This window comes from Shimia sp. MMG029, from assembly GCF_027947445.1.
GTDB lineage: Bacteria > Pseudomonadota > Alphaproteobacteria > Rhodobacterales > Rhodobacteraceae > Shimia.
In genome coordinates, this window is sequence record NZ_JAQJIM010000010.1 from 51,569 (window position 1) to 76,774 (window position 25,206).

A 25,206-nucleotide genomic window follows, 5' to 3' on the forward strand; every position below is an offset into this window, starting at 1 on the left:
TGTGTTTTGGTAGCGTAAATGGTGAACTGCATGGTTGCAGAAGGGTCTGAGCCACATAGGCATACGTGGATTGACGCAATGCGTCTGTTTGCAGGTTTGTCCATGGTTGGTCTGCATGTGACCGCCGATGCGCAGGGGCAGCCTTTCCCGGATGTGAGCGCCGCCGAACGGACAGTTCCGATGCTGATCCGTGCGGTTCTGTACACAGCCCGTACAGAGCTTTTCCTGATGATTTCTATTCTGCTTTTGGTGATGGCGCTGCACCGCGCACCGCGCAGTTACGCCTGTGTCATCAGACAGCAAGCTCGCCGTCTTTTGGTGCCTTTCGCATTCTGGACAGTGTTTTTTGCTTGTTACGGCCTGCTTAAGGCACACGCTCTTGGCTATGGCGCCGATGAGTGGGCGCGGCTGATGACCTGGCAGGGATGGTTGGGCTTTTTCCTGTTGGGAGATGTGAAATATCACATGCATTTTATCCCAACGTTGTTCGGACTGTTGTTGATCTACCCGCTGTATCGCGCAGCGCAAAGAGCCCCAATTTTCGGGCTGTTGGTTGTGGTTTTCCTGCTTATGAAACAACAGCTTGATCGCGAAATTTTCGCACTTTTTTGGGGCAGTGAGTGGTTGCCTTATATTGTGCGTTTGGTGAAAATCGCGACCTACAGTGGCTACGGTTTCGTGGCTTTCGCCATCTACGGCCTTTGGCAGCGCAGCGATCGTGAAACGCTTGAGAGTTGGTTGGGCCCAGTTTCGCTCTTGGCGACCGGGCTTTTTGTTTTCAAACTCTTAGCGACAAGAGATGTTATTGAAACGGGGCGTTGGGATTTTGTGAATCCGACGGCTTATTGGGCAGACTATCTGATGCCGGTTGCGCTGCTGGTCGGATGTCTCTGTCTCAGTCATCGACGTTGGCCCGTCTGGATTTCTCGTGCATCAAAATATGCCTTTGGCATTTATTTGTGCCACCCTATTTTTCTGGACGTTGCAGAGATTGCCCTGCATGGCAGCGCTTTCTCCCCAACCATGCTCATCACTTTGGAGTTCATCTGGACTTTGCCAGCGACGGTCTTGTTTGTCTGGGGACTTGAGCGCACAGCCTGTTTGGCCTGGACAGTTGGCCTTGGCCCGTTGCCTCGACTAGCGCGCGTTTCGCCCCGTCAGCCCATTTGATTTAGGAGAGGTTTATGCTCACCAGCGTGCAAGATATTGGTATGATTTCAGTGATCAAAGTGGCTAGCAGCTGTTTGACCTCTGCGGATTATGCGGTTTTGAAAGCTGCACAGGAGCGTGCCCAGCAGGGAGGTCGCAGTGCGCTTTTGGTGGATTTGCAGGCCGTGCGGAGGATCACGCAGTCTGGTCTGGCCGCATTGCTTGAGTTCCAGAGCGAAACGCCGAGGACCGGCGCAGTGGGGTTCTTTGGGGCGCGTCGCCCCGTCCGTGAGGCGATTGCAAAACGCGGGCTGTCCCCGCTTCTGCCTTTGTTTGAATCTCAAGAAGATGCGCTGGAGTCGCCGGAGTTTCGCATAAAACGTCTTGCGGGCGTAAAGTCTGTGATCCTGGTGGCTGGTGCTGGCAGTCGAATGGCGCCTCTGACCCAAGAGATGCCAAAGCCGATGCTTGATATGCTTGGACACCCCATTATCGCACATTTGATGCGGCATATGCAGCGTTTTGGTCTTCGAGATTTTATTCTGAACCCGGGGCATCTGGGGTCTGAGTTTCACGCCTTTTTTCAAAGCTCAGCAGATCGAAGTGTCCAATTTGTGAATGAAGGTCATTATCAGGGCAAGTCTTGGATAAAGGCGCCCGTCGGATCAGCGGGCACGCTGCATGCTATCCAGCGCAAAACTTCAGCGTTTGATGGTAATTTCTTTGTTCTATGTGGGGATGCGCTGACCGATATCAATCTCGCCGATATGATGGAGCAGCATCGCGTGCGCGATGCGGATGTTACCATTGCGGTACAGCAGGTCCCGGTGGAAGACGTCCACAAGTACGGGATTGTGGATGCAAACGCGGTTGGGAGAATTATGGGTTTTGTTGAAAAGCCCGAACCAGAAAATGCGCCCTCAAACTTGGCCAGTGTCGGCATTTATATTTTCAATCCCAGGGTTCTGAAATCTGCGCCACTGTCTGCTGCGCATGGCGGAGATATTGGCAAAGACCTTTTGCCTGCGCTCTTGCTATCTGGCGGTCGTCTGGACATCTACGAGGACAGTTTTTCATGGATCGATATCGGTTGTGTTCGTGACTATTACAGGGCGAATTCTCTTGGTTTGCGTGGTCTCTTGCCTGACGTTCAGCCCGAGGGCACTGAAATCCGTCGCAAAGTGTGGTGCGCCCCCGGAGCTGACGTGGACCCCCGCGCGATCATTGTAGGCCCATGTCACATCGGTCCTGGGGCCGTTGTAGAAGCCGGCGCAAAAATCGAAGGGCCGAGTGTCATCTCAGCGGGTGCGCGGGTGTGTGTGCGGGCGCTTGTGCGGCGTTCCATCGTTATGCCAGACAGCTGCGTGACACCAGGAACCTGGGTGGACGATATGATCGTCTGTGGGGATTGGGCGATAGACCACCGCTTCGCGGACGGCACTGCGCAAATCTGCCCACCACTGGAAGGTGTGGTGCGAGTGGCCGCGGCATGCGAATACCCGCAAACAGCTGGCGGGCAGGGGCGATGAGCATGTTCCTTCTCCAGACGCGGCACATGTGGGCAAAGCTGGATATTTTTGCCATAGCGCTTGCTGTACTTCTCCTTCTCTGCCCGGATGAGGGTGCGGCCAATGGCACTGTTGTTTCAAAATCTGCCGATCGTTTCTGGATTTTGTGGGAACGGGTTAGATATGCGGGCGAGCACTGCCCCTTTGGGCAAGACTGCAATGAAATGCGCAGTTTTTCGGCGCGTCCGCTGACCACAAATAACACAGGGTTCATCTTTCGTCTTTTTGGTTTGCAAGCGCCTTTGGCGGGGTCGCAACCCCTGCCCAATACGCATCCTGATGCGCCCTCTTTTTGTGAGAAGTCATCCAGTAGTCCAGGTGTTGAACCTCTTGCGATGCCAAAATCAGAGAAGGGGGAGGTTTTGCGCGGCGTGAAGGCGCTCCATCTCGACCTTTCTAACTTAAAGGCCCCGCCAGGATTTCGACAGGATTTTGGCGCGAAATTGCAAAAGCAATTTTCGGACATATTGAGGGGCGCAGGCATTCAGGTTGTGTCCAAAGAGGCGCTGGCGCAGCTCCCGGGTCAACCTGTCCTGAACGTCTATTTTTCTTTTTCTGATCCGGAAGAGCTTTGTGATTATACTTATTCGGTTTTTGCAAGCCTGTCCCAAGATGTGCTGCTTGCGCGGGATTTGCGCATCAAGGTCGCAGCGGGTGTCTGGTCGTTTTCGACCGGATCCTCAGCGCGGGACCATAAGGGCAATGAAGCGGATGCGATCTTAGCGGTTGCCACGGCATTTGTGCGCGATCACCAGCGTGTCAACAGCCACTGACCATTTCACAAAGCATAGGGCTTTCGATCAACAGAACCTAAGATTGAGGTGCGATCTATAAATGGATCTTTCTGCGTCTGCCAAACCTGCAACACCGCAGGATGAACCATATTTCAGAACACAGGAGGCGCGCGTTCCGCCCCTATACGCACCGCTGTCTGCCCGGCGACGGTTGGCTTGGCATTTTCTTGCGGGTGCCAGCGTGGCGTCCGGTACCTCCTACCTGATTTGGAGATGGACCGTTTCCCTTAATCCTGACGCTTTGGGGTTTTCTGTTTTGGTGGCCGGGGCTGAGACGCTTTTCTTCTTAGGTACGTTGTTGTTTTACTTTGATATCTGGGACGAGGGAGATACGGCAAACTTTCCCCCGCCCGTGCAGAGAGCTGAGATCGGGGGAGGGGAAGGGCCCAGCAACATCACTGTGGATGTGTTCATAACCACATTTGATGAACTGCCAGCAGTCGTGGCCCCGTCAATTGTAGACGCATTGGCGCTCGAGCCCCCAGAAGACTTGCGCGTTTTGGTATGGCTCTTGGATGATGGAGATCGGCCGGAAATGGCTGCTTTGGCGCGTAAATTTGGCATCGGCTATTGTGCAAGGCAAGACAACATAGGTTTCAAAGCAGGGAACCTGCGCAACGGTTTGTTGCACACGTCCGGAGATTTTGTCGTGATTTGTGATGCGGATACACGTTTGTTTCCAACATTTTTGCAAAACACACTTGGCTATTTTCGCGATCCAGACATGGCCTGGGTGCAGACGCCACATTGGTTTTATGACATTCCTGAAGGACAGAGCTGGGAAGCCTGGCTTAAACAAAGCCGGTTGTGTACTGGGCGTTCTGATTGGAGGGGGAGAGGGGCGCAGGTATTGGCATGGCTCACCGGACGCACATGCATCGGCAAAGATCCATTTCTGGCAGACCCCACAATATTTTTTGATGTGATCCAGCGTCGTCGCAATCGCAATGGCGCGTCGTTTTGCTGTGGTGCCGCATCGATACACCGGCGAGAGGCGATCTTCGCCGCCGCAATTCGCCGCAAAACGCAACAGGTTTTGCGGCCCGCGCATGGAATTTCATTGCCCGCTCAACAGTCATTGGCGGCCCATCCCATTGAGCCTTATCGATTTCATGTGTCAGAGGATCTTTACACCTCTATTTTGCTGCATGAGGATCAAGAGAAAAATTGGCGTAGCGTGTATCACCCACAGGTGGAGGCGCGCATGCTGTCACCTGTCAGTCTGGAAGCTTGGGCGGCCCAACGTTTGAAATATGCCGGGGGTACTTTTGATATTGCGTTGCGCGACAATCCGTTGTTTCGCCGCGGGCTCAGCTGGCGTCACAGGCTGCATTACGGCGCGACATTCTGGTCCTACATGAGTGCGCTTTGGGCGCCGGTGTTGCTACTGGCACCTGCGTTTTCTCTGGTTACGGGCATTACGCCTGTCACGGCTTATTCTCTTGAGTTTTTTGCCTATTTCCTTCCCGCTGTTGTGTTGGGGGAACTGGCCATGCTGGCTGCCTGCAAGGGTCACAGCATCGGTGCCGGGCGTACCCTTTCCGTCGCGGGCTTGCCAATTGTGTGGCACGCGCTTTTTTGTGTGTTGCGCGGTCACAAGCCGAAATTTGCCCCGACGCCAAAGTTGCCTGTTTTGGCCAAAGGTTTGCGTTTTGTGGTGCCGCATATTTTTTTGCTTGTGGGGATGATGCTGTGTGGCGCGATTGGAATTTGGCGCACGCTACAAGGAGACGCGGGATTCAGCCCATCGCTTCTCTGGGTCAACCTATTTTGGCTTGGCGTCAACATGGTGATGATGGCGGGGCCGCTTCGTACAGTTTTTTGGCAAATGCCTAAGCCGAAATCGGCCCACACCAACCCCGATCCTTTGGAGCAAACCAATGCAGCAAACTCGTCATTTGCCTAAAAAAAATCGCCAGAAAAATCGTGGAAGCGTTGCCTTTATTTTGGGGCTGTTGGTCACGGCTGGGATCGCAATTGGCGCAGACGATTGGGGACGCACCATGCATGGCAGCGCGATCGCGCCGCTGCCTGTGCATATTGCGCACCAACCGTTGCCTGCGCGCGGCCTGAATGCGCAAGACTGGCGAAATGCAGCCGTCGCATGGACTTATTTTGAAGACCATTTCCAGCCACAGACCGGTTTTGTGAACTCAATAGAGGGTTATCCAAGTGCCACGCTGTGGGATCAGGGCTCATACCTGCTTGCGCTGATGGCGGCGCAGGGATTGGGGTTGATTGATCGAGAGCGGTTTCTGGCGCGCAGTGAAGCCTTTCTGTCTGGTCTGGAGCGGCTTCCTCTGTTTGAAGGGTGCCTGCCCAACAAAGCTTATGATACGCGAAGCCTGCAGATGGTTGACTATACAAACAAACCGGTGGCCGATGGGATCGGCTGGTCCGCTCTGGATGTGGCTCGCATGCTCATGGCACTCCGGGTTTTTGAAATAAATGAGCCTGCCTATGGGCCGCGTGTGCGTGTCCTATTGGAGAAATGGGATCTGGCAGCCATGACAGAAGCTGGCCGACTTTGGGGCGCGACGCGTCGGAATGGTGTGACGGAGTATCACCAAGAAGGGCGCATCGGCTATGAGCAATATGGCGCCCGGGCGGCAGCCTTGTGGGGACTAGATGTCTTGGAGGCGAGCACGGCCCGCCCGATCCTGCAATGGGAAAATGTGTCGGGCGTTGATGTGGCAGTCGATCGGCGCCGCTCGGCCAGTTTTGGGGCCATCACGCCTGTGCTCAGCGAACCTTATTTGCTGCAGGCGTTTGAGATTGGACTGAACACCGAAGGTCAGTTGCTGGCGAGCCAGCTTTATGCGGCACAAGAGGCACGGCATCGCGCTACGGGCGAGATCACGATGGTTTCTGAAGATCACATCGATCAGGCTCCGCATTTTCTTTATAGTGCGGTCTTTTCAAATGGGCGTCCCTGGTCGGTGGTTGACGAAGATGGGGAGGTGCATGATGCGCTGCGCACCGTGAGTTTGAAGGCGAGTTTCGGCTGGGATGCGCTGTATGATACGGAGTACACAAATCAAACGCTGCAAACGCTTCAGAATCTTGCCTCTGAGTCTGGCTGGATGGCGGGGCGATACGAATTGGATGACCGGCCCAACACCGCGCTGACATTGAATACAAATGCGGTGGTTCTAGAAGCACTGCACTACAAGCATAAAGGGCCATTGCTGCAATGACCTGGCCTTATGGTTGGCATGCCATGCTGCCGAGAAAATCGACTCAAAGCTGGACGTGACATCCTTGCCTTTGCTTGGCAATCTCTCTCTGCCACATAGGCGTCAGACTCCCGCGTGAGGCTGGGGCAGCGTTATTGACGCACTATATGGGTGCAATCCGGCTCAAAAGCTTGGCGCGCTTTGATTGAAGCGCGTGGTTGATGACGGGCGCAGAGGTGGCTTTGAGCGATGCCTTTTCCTAGGCAGAGTCTACAAAGATGATAGTAGACCGGTGGCTGTAAATGTCGAGGTGGCGGCTTGTCTGAGAACCTCAGCGAGGGAGCGCTGCCCGAGTGTAACATGTAGCGTTGACCGGGTGCCTTTGGCCGTCTCTAAAAGCGTTGCAGAAAATGTATCCTCAAAACGTTCGGGAGGCAGGGCGACAAAGACGCGCGCCGTAGAGCCTGTGACGTCGCCATTGTAGAGCGTTCTGATGATTTGACCTTCGGTTTGGCGATCGTACAGAGAAAACCCGGCAATGGACACCAAAACGGGCATCCCACTGGGAAGCAGCTTCGCTTGAGCGGCAGGCATATCGAAGTATGCGACGTGGTCATTCGTATCGCCTTGCTGGATACGAGCAAGAATCTGATCTTCGGGACTGGAAGACCCCGCCCTCAATGATCTGAGATGGGTCAGTTTTCCAGCTGCGGGTGCGTGCAGCCAGGGGGCAGACAGTAGTGTTTTCACATAAGCTTGGCGCGTTTTGAGATGTGTGATTTCCGCATCCAAAAGCGCAAGCGCATCCTGTCGTTTAGACCGGGTCGACTGTTTGAGCTGCGCAATGTCGAACTCGATTTCACGGATCGCAGATTGCAGCGTCTCACGCTCCAGAGCGGCGCGGATCTTGAGTACCTTTTGGACCGCTGGTGACGTGGTTTCTGCACGCGCCACCAGCTCTTCAACGGCCAGCAGACTCTGGCGTTTTAAACTGTCGCGCTTTTGTAGGAGCCGTTGCTGCGCAATGAGATCGCTGCGCTTTTTGCCTTCGCAACGATCAACCACGCGATCCTTGAGTTTGGCGGGGTTATGGTATTCATCTGAAAGGTGCGAGTGGCCCGGTGTTGCTGCTTGGCTAACTGCCATAGGTCGCTGCAACTGGCTGTAAAGAGCGGTTTGAAGGCAGCTGCGTTCAACTTCTTTTAGCGAAAGTGCCGCGCTTGCCTCCTGATATAGTTGGCGAAGCGAAGCCTGATCAAGTCGCGCCAGCTTCTGGCCGGCAGTGACATGATCTCCTTCTGCAACAAGCATGGTTTGCAGCGGCACATGAGCTGGCAAAACCAAAGGCACCTGGGTGCGCTGGCTTTCTAGGACGCCTGAAAAGGTTTGTGTTTGTTTGGCAACAACCTGACGCGCCATTTCAATGGCCACGAACACAGAAAGGGAAAGCCATGCCAGCGCGCACAAGAACCAAACTGGCCGCCTTAAGACACGCGCGCGCGGCGGGCTGAGGCTAAGCTTTGGTGGCTGCATTTTGGTCTGCCTTGCGTTGTGTCAGGAGCCGTGGATCATATGTTTTGATGCTCACATGTAAAAAGCTGGTGCCGTTGGTTTGACTGGTCTCTACGGACAGCGAGTCACGCATGATTTTTGCCAGAGGCGAGAGCCTTTCGCCTTCGACAGAGGTTGCGGCAGCTTTCTCTGCCTTTTTGAGTGCACCGGACGACAGGCTCAGCTGGGAGTCTATCAATCGAATTTCGCATTTACCGGTGAAGTGTTTGAACTCAAAGGTGAGTTCGTCAGCTGCTTCTGTGGTGTCACCAGAGGTTTGACAGGCCAGGCTGAGCATTTCGTTGGCAACCATGCAAACGGCTCTGCGGTTGGCCTCATCGCCATCCCTGCGGAAATGACTGCAAATCCAACCGTCGAGCGCGTCTTCGCTTTCGAGCTCGCGGGGGGCCGTGAAACGACTGACGCCGGAAGATTGCCGCGCCCGGATGTCGGCTGTGGCCGCCAGTTCTATCACCCTGCCGTTTTGCATCATAAGAAGTTGGTCGCATTGATCCAGAAGCGCGCGGTTTTCGGTTGCGATCAGCACGATATGTCCGTGGCGCGCATCTGTGCGCAGCCTTTCTCCAAGGGCACGTATCATGGCGTCGCTTGCGCCATCTTCGGGTCGGTCAATGAGGTAGAGCGGGGGGCGCAGAGCCAATACGCGGGCGATCGAGAGCGCTTTCTGTTCGCTGGTCGACAGCGTGGAAATGTCCTTTGTTGTTAGAATGCGCTCAATGGTGTCGGCGGTGAATACCAAGCTCTGTAAAGCGCGGCGTGCGCGCGCCAGATGATCAGGCCCGCCAAAGCAGGTGATGTTTTGGGCGCCGCTGCCTGGCGCGACAATCGGTTGAGGCGGTAACAAGACTGATTGCAGCGGGCTGTTGTGCGCGGTGCGTCCCCACATCGCTGTGCCGCGTAGACCAACATAGCCACGTACAAACAGATCTTGGAGATCATGAGGGGCCTGTAAGGCTCTAAGCAGCAGGGACTTGCCTGCGAAACTATCGCCACACAGGCCTATGATTGTACCGGGTTCGGCGCGAAACGAGATGTTTGACAGCAGCGGGGCACTGCGCGCGGTGTGCACTGAGAGATCATGCACCACAAAAGCCGCCTCGTCGGACGCAGGGTCATCAGAAAACGGCGGATGGGTCAGCGCCACGCTCTTGGCGCGTTTGAGATACTCAGGATCGGCGCGAGAGATCTGTTGAAAGAAGGTGCCAAACGCATCTGCGGACCAATAGGTCACAAAGGCAATTGTGAGAACCGCAGCGACGTTGAGTCGCCCAACAGCAACCAGCCATGATGCGATCGCGATGCTGGCGACCAAAGCCGCCAGAGCGAAAACCTTGAGCAGTGCCACGAGAAAGGGGCTTTCACCGTTCTCGGCTTGAATAAGTTCTACGGCTCTTTGATCGCGCCCGGTTAACAGGGATACGGCTTCTTGTGTGTCAAAGGCCCAAAGTGGCTCTGTCTTAAGGAGACGCGTTGCGTAGCGACACACTAGCCAGCTGAGCAGCGCGCTGCACAGGAAAGGTATGGCAAGCAGAGGGTCCAGCAATGCAAAAACACCACTTGCGACAGCACCGACAAGAGCGCGCCCCACCGCATCATTGCGCATGCGAATATAGCGTAAGCCGGACAGAGCGCGTGCGTGGCAAACATCAAAAATGAGCACGCCAAGGATTGGCACAAGCGCGCAGGCAGCCAAGAGACCGGCCAAGAGTTTTTGGCCGTTCATGGCCACTTCGTCATACAGAAAGATGAAGAACACAGCTGTTGCCAACAGGCAGAGTCCGCCACCCATAGAGAACAGCGCCGACACTGCCACAGACCATATGGGAGTGGCTCTGTCGCGCAGTGTGATTTGAGTGCCCTCTGCCGCAGCGAGGCTGGCATTTGCTGGTGGCATCGGAGTTTTAGCTGGAAATAAACCGGACATACGAAAACCTCATTACACCGAAGTGTTATACGGGATGAGGGTTAAGAAAGTTTCTGTTTTTAGGGTATTTTTAATTTTAAGTTCTTTTTTTGTTCTGTTGCGATTTTAGTCCAAAAAGTTGGGGAATTTTAATGGATATATCGTTTCATTGATGCATTCCGTTTGGAGTGTGTTGTATGAAAAGTGCTTTTGGGTACACATATCAATCGTTTGGGTTTGGGGTGTTGCTGTTTTCAGTCGCCGTTGTTGTTTTGGGTGGGGCAACCTATTCGGTTGGCGTGACTGCCAGAAAGTACTTTTTGGCACAGGAAGAAGAGGTGATCCCGATCATTGCAGGAGGGGATCTGGATGAGATTCCAGCACTGATGCGTGGCAACTTGCCAAGCGTGACAAACAGCATGGTGGACGACCGTCAACCCCGTCAAAAGCCTCCTCGCATGTGCGAGATGCCTGGCGACTATTTCGATCATTTAGACCGAGGGTTGGAGGTGCCGCATGGGTATGACAAACATAACGCCTATGTGCGAAAATACCGCAGCAGGCGGGGGGTTCTCAATGAGCGCGAGCTGCGTGCAGCCAAGGTTGCATGGCACTATTTTGAGAGGTTCACACAAGAGAGCACAGGTCTTGCCAATTCGGTCGGAAATTACCCGTCGACCACGCTTTGGGATACGGCATCCTATATGGCTGGCCTCGTGTCTGCCTATGAGCTGTGCCTGATTGAAAAGTCAGAATTTGACCGACGTATTACACAACTTTTGACAACCATAAAGGGATTGGATTTATTCCGTAAAGAGCTGCCAAATAAAGTCTATCATACAAAGACTGGGGCCAAGGTTGATTATACAAATAAGCCAGGTGAAATTGGTTTTTCGGCCCTGGATATCGGGCGGTTTCTGGTTTGGCTGCGTATTTGCAAAAATCGATATCCGTATCTGGCCAATACCATCGACTCCATATTGCTGAAGTGGGATTTTCGCAATGTGATAGACGATGAGGGGCTGTTGTTTGGTGCATACGTCGACAAGGAAACGGACGAAACAGTTTATGCACAGGAGGGGCGACTTGGCTATGAGGAATACGCAGCAAAAGGATTTGCGCTTTGGGGATTTCGTCCCAAGCTGGCGCATCGCGCCGAACCATTTCTGACGGCCTCTATCTATGGGATCCAAGTGCCTTATGATGGACGAGATCCCAGAATTTTTCATTCTCAGAATTATGTTGTCACGGAATCTTATCTCCAAGATGGACTGGAGCTGGGTTTTGACATGCCCCATGATGACAGCAGCTCTGAGTGGGTCCATACTGATGGCTGGCGCGCAGAATTTGCTGACCGTATCTATCAGGTGCAAGAGAACCGATGGCGGCAAACCGGTTTTATGACCGCGCGGTCAGAGCATAATGTGAAGGGGCCGCCGTATTTCACATATGACACGATTTTCTCCGATGGATATCCATGGAATACGGTGACACCCCGCGGCGATTACGTGCCGGATCATTCTGCTGTGGCCGCCAAGGCGGCGCTGGGGCTCTGGGTCTTGTGGGAGACGGAGTATACCGACGTTCTCTATGAGGCCATAATCGAGCTCTATGATCCGGAAAACGGCATGTATGAAGGGCTTTATGAGCGCGGGCAGGGCCGGGTTGCTATTTTCACAGCTAATAACAATGGGATCATACTGACCTCTCTTTTGCACAAGGTGCAGGGCCCAATACTGACGCCGTATACGGGCGATACCGAGGTTTGGTACACCGCGTTTCGCGATCAGGATATCCGCTTGAAGCGGAATTATCCCGACCCTCCACAGCAGGATGACTGGCTTCCGGCCTTGCGTCATTCCGTTCAAGAGAAGGCTGATTTCTGATGAAATATTTTTTGAAAAGTGTAGTGGCAGCATTGGTCGTTTCTGCGAGTGCCAGCGGCAGTTTGCGCGCGCAGATGGGGGCATCAATAGCCGACGGGCCGACGGCATTTGCATCTGAAAATGCGATTTTGGATACATCCATCCCCTTTGCCATTGGGGCGCGCGAAGCCCGGCAAGCGCTTCGGGGGGCCTTTGGCTGGCCCAGTTTTCAGGAGGGGTTGGTCGAAGGGGTGTATTTCCGTTTTGATCCAGACGGCTATGCTCGATTTGCCCCAACTCCGAGACTGGACGTGGATGTATTTGAAGTGATCTGTCGGCCGCGTACTTATGCCTGTGCGGCGCGCAAGGAGGGGTTGGAGGCGTTTCTGACGGAACGTGGGCAGCTCCAGATTAAGTTGGAGGAGGCGCTGGCGGGAGATTTGTTTTTTGTGTCTGAGGGCGTTTCCGAAATTCAAGTGCCAGAGCGGATCCTGCAGCCTTTGGATGTGCAACTTGAATTGTTGTTGGGCACAGGGGGAGAGTTGCTCATTCGGCGCGGCGGAACAGAGGTGTCCCGGATTTCACTTAAAGGGTTTTCGGCAGTGGTGGCTTATTTGCGTTGGATCGCTGCGCGTCAGGATTATGCGGTTTTGCCAAGAGGATGGCCCATCCCCAATGCGCAGGGACAACAAGATGGCTCAGGCGTGACAGCGGGCGCGACATGGAATTCGCCTATGCCGCAGCCGCAGGTGCTAGCGCCCGGCTATGCAGCTTCGGTGGCGGCAGGCATAGCACCGGCCACATCGGCAGCGCCCGTGACGCTGGCGGTTCCTCAATCGGTTCCTGTGGTGCCGCAGATGGCTGAAAGCGCGCCTCAAGACACGCTGTCAAGTCAGGAGCTGCGCACGGAGCTTGAAACCCTCAAACAAATCATCTTGCAGGCGCAGATGGGGCAGGCTGTTGGAGCAACAGCACCCATAGGGAGTACCTCTTTGCGCGATACGACAGCAAGTTTTGGCCTCGATGTGGCGCAGATGACCAATCGGGATATGTCAGAACAGCCTGCTTTGGGCGAGCTTTTGAGCGCATTGGAGAGGTTGGAGCGGCATGTTGTCGATCTTCAAATGGGCGGCTCCGCAATGCCGAAACAGATTGCGGAGGCGCCTATCCCAAGCGGGGATGCTGTTGCCGTGCCCATGCCCATGCCGACTGTTGTACCGGATCGCTCAGGCTTGCACAGTGAGGCGCAGAAACTTGACTTTCTCGTCACACAGCTTGGGCTTGATACACAGACTGCGCTTTCAGTTTTGCAGCTCTCCGCACAGCCCAGCAGTGCGCAGCCTGTGACACCTACCAGAGTGGGCCAAGCGGACAGTGCCGGATTTGCGGACGTTTCCGATGAGAGAGCGCAAGTGCCGCAGGACGCAGCGTCGTCAAAGCCGGTCCTTTATCAGAACCAGCTGGTGGATCAAATCTTGGCGGAACTTGAGGCAGAAATTGCCTTAACCGATGCAGAAAGCCCTGCGTCGGTCCGGGTTACAGATGTTTCAGTGAATGACTACGTACTTCTGTCGCGCTACTTCAAGTCTGCTGCTTTGCCCGCGTTGCAGGATATGGCTGCGCGCATTTCCGACAACCCCTGAGGATGGTCGCGATAGTCGCACGGACGCTGAGCAGTGCGTGTTTCAGATACGTGTGTGGGGCGTTGGGATCATAATGATGACCTAGGCAACCGCTTTTGAAAGGTCAAAAGGCTTGCACTGAGGTGAGAGCATTCGCTATCCCAATGATAATGGGGTGAATTGTTCTGGAAACCAAATGCTGCGCTTACCCTTTTTACGCTGGGCGGCCATTCTCCTAACTGCAATGGGACTAAGCGTTGCGCCTGCCCGGCTTGTTGCGGGGGAGGTGTCTGTGTTTGCGGCCGCTAGTCTTGCGGAGGCGTTGACAGTGGTTGCAAAGGCGTTTGAAGCCCAGAGTGGGCACCGGGTGACTTTGACCTTTGCTGGCTCATCGGCTTTGGCACGCCAGATCGAATACGGTGCGCCTGCTGATGTTTTTGTGTCTGCCAACACAGGCTGGGTGGCCCATCTCAATGACCGCGGTGTGTTGGACCTGAGCCTGCAACAGACGCTTTACGGCAATGATTTGGCTTTGATCGTTCCTGTGGGGTCTGAGGGCGCGGCTTCTGATTGGACGGAGGTCGATCTGCTCTCGTTGGTGGCAGAGGGGCGATTGGCTATGGCGCTTGTTGATGCCGTGCCTGCAGGTATCTATGGGCGTCAAACTCTTGAAAAATCGGGTGTTTGGCAGGCGCTTGCACCGCAAGTTGCGCAGGTGGACAATGTGCGAGTTGCGCTATCGCTGGTGGCGCTTGGTGAAGCGGCTGCGGGCCTCGTTTATGCAACGGATGCGCGCGCCGAGGATCGGGTGCGGATTGGGGCAATGGTTCCGCGCGCCCTGCATGACCCGATTGTTTATCCCGCCGCCGTTGTCGCTGGTCAGGACCGGCCAGAGGTTCGTGCGTTTATGAAGTTTTGGGGAAGCGGGCCGGCACGCACGGCCTTTGACACGCTGGGATTTCGTGTGCTGGAGGACGCGGAGTGAGCGGCTGGCTTGGAGCGGCAGAATGGGCAGCGGTGTTGTTGTCGCTGAAGGTGGCGGTATGGGCCACTCTCGGCGCGCTCATCCCCGGTGTTTTTGTCGCTTACGCCCTCGCGCGCTGGCAGTTTTTTGGCAAGTCTTTGCTGAATGTGCTCGTGCATATGCCGCTGGTTCTGCCACCTGTGGCCACGGGCTATCTGCTGCTGCTCAGTTTTGGCACGCAGGCGCCGCTCGGGGCTGCGTTAAAGGAGCTGGGTATTGTCTTTGCCTTTCGGTGGACGGGCGCGGCCCTGGCTGCTGCGGTGATGGCTTTCCCTTTGCTTGTGCGCGCCATACGCCTGTCTATTGAGGCGGTCGATCCGGCATTGGAACAGGCTGCGGCGACCCTTGGGGCAAACCGGATCTGGGTCTTTGCGACGGTGACGCTGCCGCTGATTTTGCCTGGTATCTTGGCAGGAATGGTGCTCGCTTTCGCCAAGGCCATGGGAGAGTTCGGTGCCACGATCACCTTTGTTTCCAACATTCCCGGTCAAACTCGAACAGTTCCATCAGCGATTTATGCATTTTTGCAGGTTCCAGGCGGCGAAGCGGGTGCCATCCGCCTTTTGATCCTATCGGTTGGTGTGGCGATGGGCGCTTTGATCTTGTCAGAAATTTTTGCGCGCAAGATCGCGCGGAGAGTGGGGCAGGGTTGAGCATTTCCGTTGAGGTTCGGCAGCAGTATCCAGGATTTGAACTGGATGCCAAATTTGACGCCCCTGCCGGGCTTACCGTGCTGTTTGGCAGCTCGGGATCAGGCAAGACAACGGTGATCAATGCCGTTGCAGGGCTGAGCCGACCAAACCATGCGCGCATCGTGGTGAATGGGCGATCCCTTGCGGACAGTTCCGCAGGTGTTTGGGTGGGAGCCAACCGCCGCGAGCTTGGCTATGTTTTTCAAGAGGGGCGTTTGTTTCCCCATATGTCTGTACGCAGAAATTTGCTCTACGGGCAGAGATTTGCCAAAGGACGCCCCGAGGTCGCACCGTTTGATCAGGTGATTGAGATCTTGGGTATTGGGGCCCTGCTTGAGCGTCGGCCTGCGGAGTTGTCTGGCGGGGAAAAGCAGCGGGTCGCGATCGGGCGGGCGCTCTTGGCACGTCCAAGGCTGATCCTGGCGGACGAACCACTCGCTGCGCTGGATGAGCCACGTAAGGCTGAAATTTTACCGTATTTTGAGCGGCTCAGAGATACGTTTTCGCTGCCAATATTATATGTGACCCATTCGATTGCTGAGGTTGCCCGTCTTGCGACAACGGTTGTCGCGCTGGAGAATGGGCGTGTCGCGCGTATTGGACCTGCCGATGAGGTCCTCGCGGACCCCAGTTTTACCCCGCTGGGCGTGCGCGCAGTGGGTGCTGTATTACGTGCGCGCATTGCAAAGCATCACGACGATGGCCTGACGGAGCTGAACGCAAACGGTGTACCATTGCTCTTGCCCCGGTTGCCTCAGCCAACAGACGATTTGGTACGCGTTCGTATCGCAGCGCATGATGTGATTTTGGCGCGCCAAGCCCCGCACGCACTGTCTGCTTTGAATATTTTGCGCGGCGCTGTTCATTCTGTGCGGGCTGGGGTGGGGCCTGGCGCAATCGTTGCTGTTGATACCCAGGCGGGCCGGGTTTTGGCGCGGATCACACAGCGATCCGCGGAAACGCTTGGGCTTGCGCCCGGCGTTGAGTGCTATGCTGTCATCAAGTCTGTTTCAGTTGCACCGCAAGATATCGGCGCGCGCTAGGCGGAGCCGCTTCAAGCCCAAAGCGGTTTGGTTTGAAGGAGCCTTTCGCACGTTTCTATGGCCTCTTTCTATGGCTGCGCCACTTGATCAGTTCATGACAAGAGCTGCGAGGGCGATTACTGATAGGCACACCTAGGGACAGCTCTGCTAGCTCGTCGCCGTCCGCCGCAAATCCTTTCGCCTTCTGATCATGAATTCGATCCAATTGCGGCGTTTGCAGCGTTGCTTGACACAATTTAGGTTTTCTTGCGCCAATCTCATTTTCGGTCGGCTTTCTGTGTTTTATCTCAGTTTGCGGCAAAGGCGGCAGGCTTGTCACGGCAGGCTGAGTTTTGCTGTCCTCCCGCCGTCTACGGTGTAGATTTGCCCTGTGATGAAGCTGGCCTCTTCGGAGGCCAGGAATGCAACCAAAGAGGCCACCTCTTCAGGGCCGCCCGTGCGTCCGATAGGATGGATTTTCCCAATTTCACTGCGAAAACTCTGAGGATCTGGCATGGCGTTGATGAAATCGAGATTGAGCTGTGTATCAATCCATCCGGGTGCGACGGCGTTGCAGCGAATGCCCTCTGCGCCATGATCGATGGCCACGGCACGGGTGAGGCCATGCAGCCCTGCCTTGGTCGCGCAATAGGCAGCATGTTTGGGATTGGCTCCAAGGCCCTCAATTGATCCGATATTGACCACATTCCCGCGTGTTGCACGAAGGTGGGGCAGGGCGGCTTTGATCAGCAAAAATGGCGCTGTCAGGTTCACGGCAAGTGTGTGATGCCAGTCCTCAATGCGCATGTCTTCGATTGAGGCCTCTGTCATCATGCCCGCGTTGTTGACCAGCACGTCCAGTCGCTTGGCGTCTGTTATGATGCGCTCTATCGTGTGGGCAGGAGCTGCTGGGTCGGCGAAGTCGGTCACGACACTTTCGAAGTTTTCATCTCGTTGACGTTGTGCAGTGAAGACGCGTGCGCCGTCGTCTTGCAGCTTCCTGGCTATCGCGCGACCGATCCCGGATCGCCCACCCGTGACCAAGGCGACTTTTCCCTCAAATCGCCTCATGACACTGGTTTCCCGCCGTTAACTTCGATCAGGGCACCACACATATAGCGCGCCGCATCTGACGCCAGGAACAGGACCACATCGGCGATGTCCTCTGGCTCGGCGATCCTACCGAGAGGAACTGTTGTGCCAAGTTCGGCAACTGCAGTGTCAGGATCGAAACCACGTTTTGCAAAGCCGCTGCGCAACATTGGGGTGTTGACTTCATTTGGGCAAACCGCGTTCACGCGGATTCCTTGATGTGCGTGATCCATGCCCATGCATTGTGTTAAGGAGGCAATGGCCGCTTTTGTCATGCAATAGAGTGCATGGTTTGGCCCGGGTGCCTTGCCTCCCCAGCAAGAGGCTGTGTTGACGATGGCACCGCCCCCGTTTTTGGCCATGATGGGTATTGCAGCGCGGCAAATCCGAAACGGGGCGTGGACATTCACGCCAAGAGAAAGATCCCAATCTGCGTCGGTGGTTTCCGTGACTGACCCGCGCGTTATAACGCCAGCGTTGTTGATAACAATGTCGAGCCCGCCCAAAGCGGCTGCCGCTTCTTGGGGGAGGGTGTCGGAATAGGCCGCTTCGCGTAGATCCCCAGGCAGATATGCGTCTGCTGCAAGTTCAGAGACGTTTTGGTCGGCCACAGCGACCCGTGCCCCTTGGGCACGCAATTCGGAGACGATGGCACGGCCGATGCCGCCTGCTGCGCCAGTGACGAGTGCGCGTTTCCCTTGGAATGTCATGAGTGAATTTATCCTCCGAAGCTGGCTATGGGGGCGCCAAAGAGTGAGATATCAGGGGTGATCCCGAGGCCAGGCCCTGTCGGAAGGGCAATGTGGCCATTTTCAATTCTGATGCCGTTTTGGGGGTCGCAATGCCCGTCGATGTAGGGCGCGGCCAACCACGCACCTTCGCACAGGTCAGGTCGGACTGTTGCTGCGATGTGCGTGCAGGCCGCTGCGATGATATCTCCGCCCCAAGCATCGTCGCAGGTGTGAGGCAGATTGCGCGCTTCGCAGATGTCACGGAAGCTGCGCATATTGGTGAGCCCCCCGATACGGGTGACTTTCATGCCAAACCCATCCACGAGCCCTGTGCCTGCGGCACTGATCACGGTGTTCAGATCAAGGCTGTTTTCATCCATGTATATTCCATGGGAAACTTGAGGGCGAATTTTCTGAAGGTCTTGGATGGTGTTGCAGGGCTGTTCCATGATGAAGGGAATGTCCGGGCATTCTCGACTGACCCGCAACGCATCCCGTGTGGTCCAGCCGCGGTTGCCGTCGACGGCAAAACGCATCCCGGATCCTTTGATTTGTTCCCAGACTTTGCGGATCGTTTCGATGTCTATTTCGACGGGGCGTCCGCCAACTTTGACCTGGATACGCGGGTAGCCTTCATCGCGTTTGCTGGCCACGAGTTTGGCGATGTCATCGGGTGCTCCAACTCCGGTTGCGAAGTAGGATGGTACCCTTTCGGTGACTGCGCCGCCAAGGAGCTCGGCCACGCGAAGGCCCATGCGTTTTCCGAGGGCATCATAAGCTGCGATGTCCACTGCGGCCTTTGCGTAGTTGTGGCCATTCAGAAGGTTGTTCATTTTGCGTTGCAAGAGGTTTGGCCATAGCGGCGCGCCGATCAAATCCGGTGCCATATGCATGAGCGCGGCTCTGGCTCCTCCGGCGTGTGCCTCTGCATATGTGGGGCCGACGGGGCAGGTCTCTCCCCAGCCTTCTGTGCCATTTTCTGTGACAACACGAATGAGCGTTGTATCCAGCGCCCAAACACTTGCATTGGCCATTTTATATGGGCCATTTTTCACAGGCAGATCATACTGATAAATATGTATCTCTTTGATACTTGGGGCGGGGGTCATGTGATGTTTTCCTGTGAAAGAAGTTTACGCGCGGCATGTAGGGCAGCGGCGGTTGCGGTTGTTGGAGTTTGCAGGCGCGCCACTTCCGTGAGGCCCTCGTGCAAAAGGAACAGCGTTTCAGCCAATGGTTGCGTGTCTTGATTTGGAGCGACGCGACAGAGCCTGATTTGAAATTCGTTTGCCAACTTGGCTTTGTGCGCTTTCACGACGTTCGCAATTGCCGCGCTGTCAGGGTGCTCTGCCATGGCATTCAAGAAAAGACACCCTGTATTGGCCACGGTGTGTAGCCAATCCCCGAGCCTGACCAGAGGGTGCAGCACGTGGTCGGTGCCGTCGGCTGGACCGCCTTCTAGCCAGTTAAAATAGGCGACATCACGATGTTCCAATGCGCCTATGACCATCGCCTCGCGGCTTGGAAAGTGTTTGTAAAGCGTTCGGATGGAGACGTTTGCTCCGGCGCGCAGCGCCTCGACTCCGGGGCTCGCAAAGCCCAATTCCGAGAACAGTCTGTGAAGGTCGCGTGCAATGCGTTGTTTTGTTTCGATCATGTGCAGAGAGTACAGCGATCGCTCTACTTCGTTCTGCAGAAAGCGTCATTTTCGTGTTTCGCGCCGACAGGTTCGCAAAAAGGAGATAGATCACCCTGCCCTCAAGAGAGCGGGTGTTTCACATGTCTGTTGTCGCTCAGAATGCGGTGTTTGCAGTCGCTTTGCCCCCTGCAGTAGGGGCGTCGCCATAGTTTTTGAATGGCTTTCAGCTAAGAGAGGCCAGCAATTGCTGAGAGGGTTCCCCGGTGGGGGCAAGCCCAATGCTGCTCTGATAGTCCGAAATGGCTTTGCGCGACTTTGGCCCCAACACCCCGTCAGCACCTCCTGTGTCAAATCCACGCGCTGTCAGGCGCGTTTGAAGCGCAATGCGGTCGTCTTTGGTGAGGCCATTTTTGTCTGGCGGGAAAGGCGTTCTGAGGGGCCCAGCGCCAGCGATGCGGTCCGCCAGATGGCCGACACCGATCGCATAGCTGTCTGAGTTGTTGTAGCGCTTGATGACATCAAAATTGCGGGTGATCGCAAATCGTGGTCCGCCAGGCTGAGGTTGCAGTTCGCGTGAGGCTGTCTCATTTGGGCGCAGTTCGCGCCCCCAACTCATGCCTGCCGTCCAGCCATTTTTTTGTAGGTAGGCCGCCGTAGAAGCAAGGGCATCTGAGGGATCATCCGACCAGATGTCGCGACGCCCATCGCCGGTGAAATCAACCGCAAACGCCAGATAGCTCGTGGGAATAAACTGTGTATGTCCCATGGCGCCGGCCCAACTGCCGGTCATCTGGCTCACTGGGATGTCGCCATTTTGTAAAATCTTGAGCGCAGCGATCAGCTGTTTTTCATAAAAGCTTCCGCGCCGACCATCGAAAGCCAGAGTGGATGTTGCAGAGATGACTGGAATGTCGCCTTTTCGCTCACCGTAGAAACTTTCCAGCCCCCAGATGGCGCAAATGATTGCAGCGTCAACGCCGTAACTGCGCTCCAGACGATTGAGTGTGCTGGCGTACTGATTATAGGCGGCGCGTCCTTTGGCGATGCGCGTGTCGGAGGCAGCTATTGAGAGGTAGTCTTCGAGAGTGCGGGTGAACTCTGTCTGATTGCGATCTCGGGTTATGACACCGGGAAGATAGCCCGTTTGTCGGAAGGCCGAGTTGAGCGTCGTCTCTGTTATTCCCTGAGAGAGTGCGCGTTGACGAAAGTTAGCAATCCAAAGGTTGTAGTCCGGATTGGGTTGCGGGCGCAGATCTGCCGACAACCCGGTCTGAGCGGACGTCGGCGTGCCTGGTCTGATACTGGTTGCATTCTGGCAAGCTGTGAGCGTTAGACTTGAAAGCCCAAGGACAAAATTGCGACGTGAAACACTCATTACAAACCTGCTTCTAAATTCTTTGCATTCAGTTTGGCAGAGAAAAACCTGCCGTGCGAGCGGAGATTGGCCTGCGGGCTGCGCAGCTGTGTCGCAGCCCTTCTCAAGTTGCCAAGTGTGAGAGACTGCGGTTGGGGTGGGGCATCACACCACACTGATATAGCCCGATAGCCCCGATTTTTGATGCTCGATCACATGACAGTGGAAAGCCCAGTTCCCTGGATTGTCGGCTCGCATAGCGACTTCGACTGTCTCATCTTTCAGCAACAAAATCGTATCGGTCCAATTGCTTGGCAAACTACGCTGGTTTGAGCGCAATGGTCGAAAGATCAACCCATGAAGGTGAATCGGGTGAAGGTTGGGTGATTTGTTGGTCAGGCGCAAAATATAGCTTTTGCCGTGGGACAGCTCGACCACAGGGCCTGTGTTTTCGATGGCGTCTCCGGGCCAAGGGCTGCGGTTGATTGACCAGAAAGTATACCCAAAATCCCCGCATAGGCCGTTGTTGCTGCCGGTGCCTTCGGGGGACCAGCCAAATAAGATATCTTTGACCTCGGCGGTTTTGAGGTCTGGTTCGTCGACTTCCAGCGCGGGCAATGGCTTCAGTTCGGCGAGGTCGCGTTTTATGGGCGTACCGGCTGTGCGCATGTAAAATAGCGGCTCGGGCCGCTTGGCGATGAGCGTCTGGACCACAACTGACTGATCCTCTGATTGTGGTGCGCGCATTGCGATGTCGACCCGCTCACCGGGCGCAAGCCAGAGGGGCGCTGATTGTGTGGGCCAGTCAATTGCGTTGCGCACAGGGTTGCCATTCCAGGCAATGATCTTGCCTTCGGTTTCTGGCAGAAAGATTTTGTAAACTCGTGTCAGGTCTGTGTTCACGATGCGCAGGCGCACCAATCCTCCGGTTGGGATCTGGTATTCTGGCGTGGTTTCCCAGTTGACAGTGCGTGCATTGCCTTCGGTGCCGCCACGTGCTGCGCCGCGTGCGGTGAAGTAGGGAAGAAGTGTTCCGTCGTCTTGCAGCCGGAAATCCTTTAGGTTGATAGGCAGTTCTGCGTCAAACCCTGGGTCGGTGTCCTCTTCGACGATCAGCATTCCGGTCAGGCCATGCGCCATCTGTTCCATGGTGTTGCAATGGGGATGATACCAAAAGGTGCCTGCATCCGGCGGCGTAAACTCATAAGAAAAGGTTTCGTCCTGCGCGATCGGAAACTGGGTGAGATAGGGAACGCCGTCCATTTCATTTGCGATCCGCAGGCCGTGCCAATGAATACTTGTGTACTCTTCCAGACCGTTTGTCACATCAATCCGTGCTCTCTGATTACGTTTGAAGCGCAGCACTGGTGGTGGCCCATTTTCCGTAAAACTGACCAAGCCCTTTGTCGCAGGCCTGCCCCCGATTGAAAATGCTGTGTTGCGTGTTTGAACCGCGAGCGGCTGCGCCGTGTTTGCCCGGAGCTGGGGTAGTCCGATCAGCCCTCCGAACCCGAGAGCGCTGGCGCCCATGACAAAGTTTCGTCGGTTCATTTTTGGTTTTTCAAACGTCATGATGAAGTTCCGTTTACGGCTACTACTTAGGGAGAGACTGTGTTCCTGAGGTGGCAGCCATTGATCAGAATGGGCTCTCAAAGCCGCCAAATCTAGACTGCGCCTTTGAGATTGGTGCATAGGGTCGCGCGATACTGAACAATGAGCGCGCGCCAGTGTCCGCGTCTGTGTGTCAGTCCAAACTACATTCGCGGTAAACCTAGGAGTGCGGCTGGGATGACCTAGCGGCGTTTGGATATCACAACGTGCTGGTTTGTCTATAGAATGAGCTCCTTCTAACCGAAGGCGTGCTGCGTTTACGGCTATCGCCATGATGAAGGCGCACTCGCGGCTCTGTTTCAGAAAAGGTGCTACTGACGTTTGGCGGATTTCTCACTGACTGACTGGCTGTGCTCCGCGCTAAGGGGGGCGTTGCGAGGGAAAGCGGCGGATGGCAGCTTTTAAAGCTAGTGCGGTGTGGGTGTTTTATGCAGAGTGGTATCGAAGAATTTCGAAGCCCTCTGTTTTCATACAAATAATTTTGCTCTTAGAAGATGACTGATGCCTCTATTAAAAGAACCCGTTCTGCATTTTTTTCTGATTGGTTGTGCGGTTTTCGCCTGGTTTTCGTTTTTAAACCCGGGTGAGCAAAGGATCGCAAGCCAAGATCAGATTGTCATTGATGCCAAGGATATTGACCGACTGGTGAAGCAGTTTTCAGGTGCTTGGCAACGCATGCCCACTGCACAAGAGCTGAGCGGCATGCAAGACAGTTTGTTGCGCGAAGAAATCCTTGTGAGGGAAGCTCGCGCGCTTGGGCTGGATCAAAACGACCTGATTGTGCGCAATCGTTTGGTCCAGAAAATGGAGTTTCTAACGACATCTTTGTCGCAAGCTCTAGAGCCTGAAGAGGCTGTATTGCGCGCGCATCTGGCGCAGAACTCAGACCGTTTTGCGCTCCAGGCCGAGGTTGCGTTTGAACAAGTTTATTTGGGGCAAGACGCAACGCACGACGACGTTAATGCCGCTCTTGATGCGCTCAATACTGGCGCATCTTCTGAGCGCTACAACACCAGTACCTTGCTGCCGACAATGCAGCCTCTGGCGCCACGCCGGCAAGTGGATGGACGTTTTGGGCAGGGGTTCTTTGTCGCCTTGAAGGATTTGCCTTTGCGCGCGTGGGGTGGTCCCGTTCAATCCGGGTATGGGATCCATCTTGTTTACCTTTTGGAGCGCAATGCGCCACAGCTGCCACCGTTTGAGAGCATAAAGGAAGACGTGCTGTTTGACTGGCGACGCGGCCTGACAAGCGAGTTAACGGAAGCACAGTTTCAAACGCTGAAGGCAAAATATGACATTGAAACACTGGGCCCCGCTCAGTTGGCTGACAGGCTGTCGCAATGATCCGGAGGGTTTTGGTTTACGTTTCAGTGCTGTTTGCCTTTTCAGCGGGCCACGCCTTTGGGCATGCTTTGGAGCCTGGCTTTTTAGACGTGCGGCAACTCACGGCCCATTCCTGGCAAGTTTTCTGGCGCCAGCCAGATGTTGCAGGAGCGCCCATGGCGATTGGTCCGTCTTTGCCAGAAAGTTGCGCCCCCATAGCCCGCCCCGAGCCTAATTTTGATGGGGCGGCTTGGATCTCCTCTTGGGTCGTTGATTGCCCAACGGGGATTGCTGGTGAAACTGTGACAATTGATGGGTTGGCTGCGCAGCGCACCGACGTTTTGCTACGTATTGAGCCTCTTGAGCGGTCCCCGTTAACCATACGCCTGACCCCAGAAAACCCAACCCACGCTATTGTGGAGGATGCTTCCAAGTTGGCTGTTTTTGGCGGTTATGCCTCCCTTGGTTTTGACCATATTTTGGAAGGCTGGGATCACCTCCTTTTTGTTTTTGCGCTGGTGTTACTGATCCATGATGTTCGGCGCTTGATAGCCGCGATCACGGCATTTACCGTGGCGCATTCGGTCACGCTGGCATTGGCCTCATTGGGATACATAAATGTGCCAGGTCCACCGGTCGAAGCGGTTATTGCACTTTCTATCGTCTTTATGGCTGCCGAGATCCTCAAAAGCGATCGTCGGCGGCTTTCAGCGCGCGCGCCTTGGTTGATTTCATTTTCGTTTGGCTTGTTGCACGGTCTTGGGTTTGCTGGAGCGCTGAGTGATATTGGATTGCCGGACCAAGATATCGTCATCGCCTTATTGGCCTTTAATCTGGGTGTGGAAGCTGGGCAGCTTGCCTTTGTCGCTGTGATCTTATTGCTGATGGCGATTGGGCGCAGGCTGGTGGCCAGTGTTCCGGGGCAGGGGGCAACTGTGACCGGGTTGGCACATCAGACGGTCAGCTATGCCGTTGGGGGCATCGCAACCTTCTGGGTTGTGGAGCGGGTTATGGCGTTCTGAGCTCTGGAGCGCGTTCTGATTGGGCCGGGTCGTTTCCTGCAAAAAGA

General features: G+C 55.2%; 20 protein-coding genes. 12 read left to right on the forward strand and 8 right to left on the reverse strand.

Features of this window, described 5'->3' with window-relative positions:
* Window positions 1-30 precede the first annotated feature (30 nt).
* From PJL69_RS18390 to PJL69_RS18410, 5 genes are all read left to right on the forward strand, one after another.
* Complete coding sequence (locus PJL69_RS18390; RefSeq protein WP_271310979.1) at window positions 31-1,170, forward strand: acyltransferase; 1,140 nt, start codon at window positions 31-33, stop codon at window positions 1,168-1,170.
* Window positions 1,171-1,184: 14 nt separating this feature from the next.
* Window positions 1,185-2,678, forward strand: coding sequence for a sugar phosphate nucleotidyltransferase (locus PJL69_RS18395; RefSeq protein ID WP_271310980.1), 1,494 nt, complete (start codon window positions 1,185-1,187; stop codon window positions 2,676-2,678).
* A 2-nt stretch (window positions 2,679-2,680) separates the two neighbouring features.
* Window positions 2,681-3,490 carry a hypothetical protein gene (locus tag PJL69_RS18400; protein ID WP_271310981.1) on the forward strand — a complete coding sequence of 270 codons (810 nt, stop codon included), beginning with the start codon at window positions 2,681-2,683 and terminating at the stop codon, window positions 3,488-3,490.
* Between the two features lie 61 nt (window positions 3,491-3,551).
* Entirely contained in the window at window positions 3,552-5,417 is a 1,866-nt protein-coding gene (locus tag PJL69_RS18405; RefSeq protein ID WP_271310982.1) for a glycosyltransferase family 2 protein, read from the forward strand.
* Entirely contained in the window at window positions 5,392-6,708 is a 1,317-nt protein-coding gene (locus PJL69_RS18410; RefSeq protein ID WP_271310983.1) for a DUF3131 domain-containing protein, read from the forward strand. The genes PJL69_RS18405 and PJL69_RS18410 overlap by 26 nt, the downstream gene beginning before the upstream one ends.
* Window positions 6,709-6,957: 249 nt before the next feature.
* Here the strand turns inward: PJL69_RS18410 and PJL69_RS18415 are convergent, their stop codons facing one another.
* Complete coding sequence (locus PJL69_RS18415) at window positions 6,958-7,833, reverse strand: hypothetical protein (RefSeq protein WP_271310984.1); 876 nt, start codon at window positions 7,831-7,833, stop codon at window positions 6,958-6,960.
* A gap of 367 nt (window positions 7,834-8,200) precedes the next feature.
* On the reverse strand, window positions 8,201-10,183 hold the full coding sequence (locus tag PJL69_RS18420) for an ATP-binding cassette domain-containing protein (RefSeq protein WP_271310985.1): 1,983 nt from the start codon (window positions 10,181-10,183) through the stop codon (window positions 8,201-8,203).
* Between the two features lie 317 nt (window positions 10,184-10,500).
* On the opposite strand from PJL69_RS18420, the gene PJL69_RS18425 reads away from it, so the two are divergent.
* The 5 genes from PJL69_RS18425 to modC all read left to right on the forward strand — a co-directional run bounded on the left by PJL69_RS18425 (window position 10,501) and on the right by modC (window position 16,408).
* A complete protein-coding gene (locus tag PJL69_RS18425) occupies window positions 10,501-12,048 on the forward strand; it encodes a DUF3131 domain-containing protein (protein WP_271310986.1) in 1,548 nt (515 codons plus the stop codon).
* A complete protein-coding gene (locus PJL69_RS18430) occupies window positions 12,048-13,670 on the forward strand; it encodes a hypothetical protein (protein ID WP_271310987.1) in 1,623 nt (540 codons plus the stop codon). The genes PJL69_RS18425 and PJL69_RS18430 overlap by 1 nt, the downstream gene beginning before the upstream one ends.
* 271 nt (window positions 13,671-13,941) lie before the next feature.
* The gene (gene modA / locus PJL69_RS18435) at window positions 13,942-14,634 is read left to right on the forward strand and encodes a molybdate ABC transporter substrate-binding protein (RefSeq protein WP_271310988.1); all 693 of its coding nucleotides are present in this window, start codon (window positions 13,942-13,944) and stop codon (window positions 14,632-14,634) included.
* On the forward strand, window positions 14,631-15,326 hold the full coding sequence (gene modB / locus PJL69_RS18440) for a molybdate ABC transporter permease subunit (RefSeq protein ID WP_271310989.1): 696 nt from the start codon (window positions 14,631-14,633) through the stop codon (window positions 15,324-15,326). Before modA ends, modB begins: the two co-directional genes overlap by 4 nt.
* Window positions 15,323-16,408: a molybdenum ABC transporter ATP-binding protein gene (modC, locus tag PJL69_RS18445; protein WP_271310990.1), complete on the forward strand. Its 1,086-nt coding sequence runs from the start codon at window positions 15,323-15,325 to the stop codon at window positions 16,406-16,408. Before modB ends, modC begins: the two co-directional genes overlap by 4 nt.
* Window positions 16,409-16,723: 315 nt before the next feature.
* Here the strand turns inward: modC and PJL69_RS18450 are convergent, their stop codons facing one another.
* The 6 genes from PJL69_RS18450 to PJL69_RS18475 all read right to left on the reverse strand — a co-directional run bounded on the left by PJL69_RS18450 (window position 16,724) and on the right by PJL69_RS18475 (window position 22,775).
* Window positions 16,724-17,458, reverse strand: coding sequence for an SDR family NAD(P)-dependent oxidoreductase (locus tag PJL69_RS18450; protein ID WP_271310991.1), 735 nt, complete (start codon window positions 17,456-17,458; stop codon window positions 16,724-16,726).
* Window positions 17,455-18,189 (reverse strand): SDR family NAD(P)-dependent oxidoreductase, encoded by a 735-nt coding sequence (locus tag PJL69_RS18455; protein ID WP_271310992.1) that lies wholly within the window; start codon window positions 18,187-18,189, stop codon window positions 17,455-17,457. The genes PJL69_RS18450 and PJL69_RS18455 overlap by 4 nt, the downstream gene beginning before the upstream one ends.
* An 8-nt stretch (window positions 18,190-18,197) precedes the next feature.
* A complete protein-coding gene (locus PJL69_RS18460) occupies window positions 18,198-19,319 on the reverse strand; it encodes a mandelate racemase/muconate lactonizing enzyme family protein (protein ID WP_271310993.1) in 1,122 nt (373 codons plus the stop codon).
* The gene (locus PJL69_RS18465; protein WP_271310994.1) at window positions 19,316-19,867 is read right to left on the reverse strand and encodes a TetR/AcrR family transcriptional regulator; all 552 of its coding nucleotides are present in this window, start codon (window positions 19,865-19,867) and stop codon (window positions 19,316-19,318) included. The genes PJL69_RS18460 and PJL69_RS18465 overlap by 4 nt, the downstream gene beginning before the upstream one ends.
* 205 nt (window positions 19,868-20,072) lie before the next feature.
* The gene (locus tag PJL69_RS18470; RefSeq protein WP_271310995.1) at window positions 20,073-21,224 is read right to left on the reverse strand and encodes a lytic murein transglycosylase; all 1,152 of its coding nucleotides are present in this window, start codon (window positions 21,222-21,224) and stop codon (window positions 20,073-20,075) included.
* A 144-nt stretch (window positions 21,225-21,368) separates the two neighbouring features.
* Window positions 21,369-22,775 (reverse strand): multicopper oxidase family protein, encoded by a 1,407-nt coding sequence (locus PJL69_RS18475; RefSeq protein ID WP_271310996.1) that lies wholly within the window; start codon window positions 22,773-22,775, stop codon window positions 21,369-21,371.
* A gap of 714 nt (window positions 22,776-23,489) precedes the next feature.
* On the opposite strand from PJL69_RS18475, the gene PJL69_RS18480 reads away from it, so the two are divergent.
* Together PJL69_RS18480 and PJL69_RS18485 are read left to right on the forward strand one after the other, a co-directional pair.
* Window positions 23,490-24,158, forward strand: a complete 669-nt coding sequence (locus PJL69_RS18480) for a peptidylprolyl isomerase (protein WP_271310997.1) — start codon at window positions 23,490-23,492, stop codon at window positions 24,156-24,158.
* A gap of 155 nt (window positions 24,159-24,313) precedes the next feature.
* The gene (locus PJL69_RS18485; protein ID WP_271310998.1) at window positions 24,314-25,159 is read left to right on the forward strand and encodes a HupE/UreJ family protein; all 846 of its coding nucleotides are present in this window, start codon (window positions 24,314-24,316) and stop codon (window positions 25,157-25,159) included.
* The last annotated feature ends 47 nt before the right edge of the window (window positions 25,160-25,206 follow it).

What these genes read in the sequence shown, in the direction of transcription:
- PJL69_RS18390 (WP_271310979.1), top strand. Translation starts at nt 31, where the DNA reads ATGGTTGCAGAAGGGTCTGAGCCACATAGGCATACGTGGATTGACGCA.
- PJL69_RS18395 (WP_271310980.1), top strand. Translation starts at nt 1,185, where the DNA reads ATGCTCACCAGCGTGCAAGATATTGGTATGATTTCAGTGATCAAAGTG.
- PJL69_RS18400 (WP_271310981.1), top strand. Translation starts at nt 2,681, where the DNA reads ATGTTCCTTCTCCAGACGCGGCACATGTGGGCAAAGCTGGATATTTTT.
- PJL69_RS18405 (WP_271310982.1), top strand. Translation starts at nt 3,552, where the DNA reads ATGGATCTTTCTGCGTCTGCCAAACCTGCAACACCGCAGGATGAACCA.
- PJL69_RS18410 (WP_271310983.1), top strand. Translation starts at nt 5,392, where the DNA reads ATGCAGCAAACTCGTCATTTGCCTAAAAAAAATCGCCAGAAAAATCGT.
- PJL69_RS18415 (WP_271310984.1), bottom strand. Translation starts at nt 7,833, where the DNA reads ATGGCAGTTAGCCAAGCAGCAACACCGGGCCACTCGCACCTTTCAGAT.
- PJL69_RS18420 (WP_271310985.1), bottom strand. Translation starts at nt 10,183, where the DNA reads ATGTCCGGTTTATTTCCAGCTAAAACTCCGATGCCACCAGCAAATGCC.
- PJL69_RS18430 (WP_271310987.1), top strand. Translation starts at nt 12,048, where the DNA reads ATGAAATATTTTTTGAAAAGTGTAGTGGCAGCATTGGTCGTTTCTGCG.
- PJL69_RS18450 (WP_271310991.1), bottom strand. Translation starts at nt 17,458, where the DNA reads ATGAGGCGATTTGAGGGAAAAGTCGCCTTGGTCACGGGTGGGCGATCC.
- PJL69_RS18455 (WP_271310992.1), bottom strand. Translation starts at nt 18,189, where the DNA reads ATGACATTCCAAGGGAAACGCGCACTCGTCACTGGCGCAGCAGGCGGC.
- PJL69_RS18460 (WP_271310993.1), bottom strand. Translation starts at nt 19,319, where the DNA reads ATGACCCCCGCCCCAAGTATCAAAGAGATACATATTTATCAGTATGAT.
- PJL69_RS18465 (WP_271310994.1), bottom strand. Translation starts at nt 19,867, where the DNA reads ATGATCGAAACAAAACAACGCATTGCACGCGACCTTCACAGACTGTTC.
- PJL69_RS18470 (WP_271310995.1), bottom strand. Translation starts at nt 21,224, where the DNA reads ATGAGTGTTTCACGTCGCAATTTTGTCCTTGGGCTTTCAAGTCTAACG.
- PJL69_RS18475 (WP_271310996.1), bottom strand. Translation starts at nt 22,775, where the DNA reads ATGACGTTTGAAAAACCAAAAATGAACCGACGAAACTTTGTCATGGGC.
- PJL69_RS18480 (WP_271310997.1), top strand. Translation starts at nt 23,490, where the DNA reads ATGCCCACTGCACAAGAGCTGAGCGGCATGCAAGACAGTTTGTTGCGC.
- PJL69_RS18485 (WP_271310998.1), top strand. Translation starts at nt 24,314, where the DNA reads ATGGCGATTGGTCCGTCTTTGCCAGAAAGTTGCGCCCCCATAGCCCGC.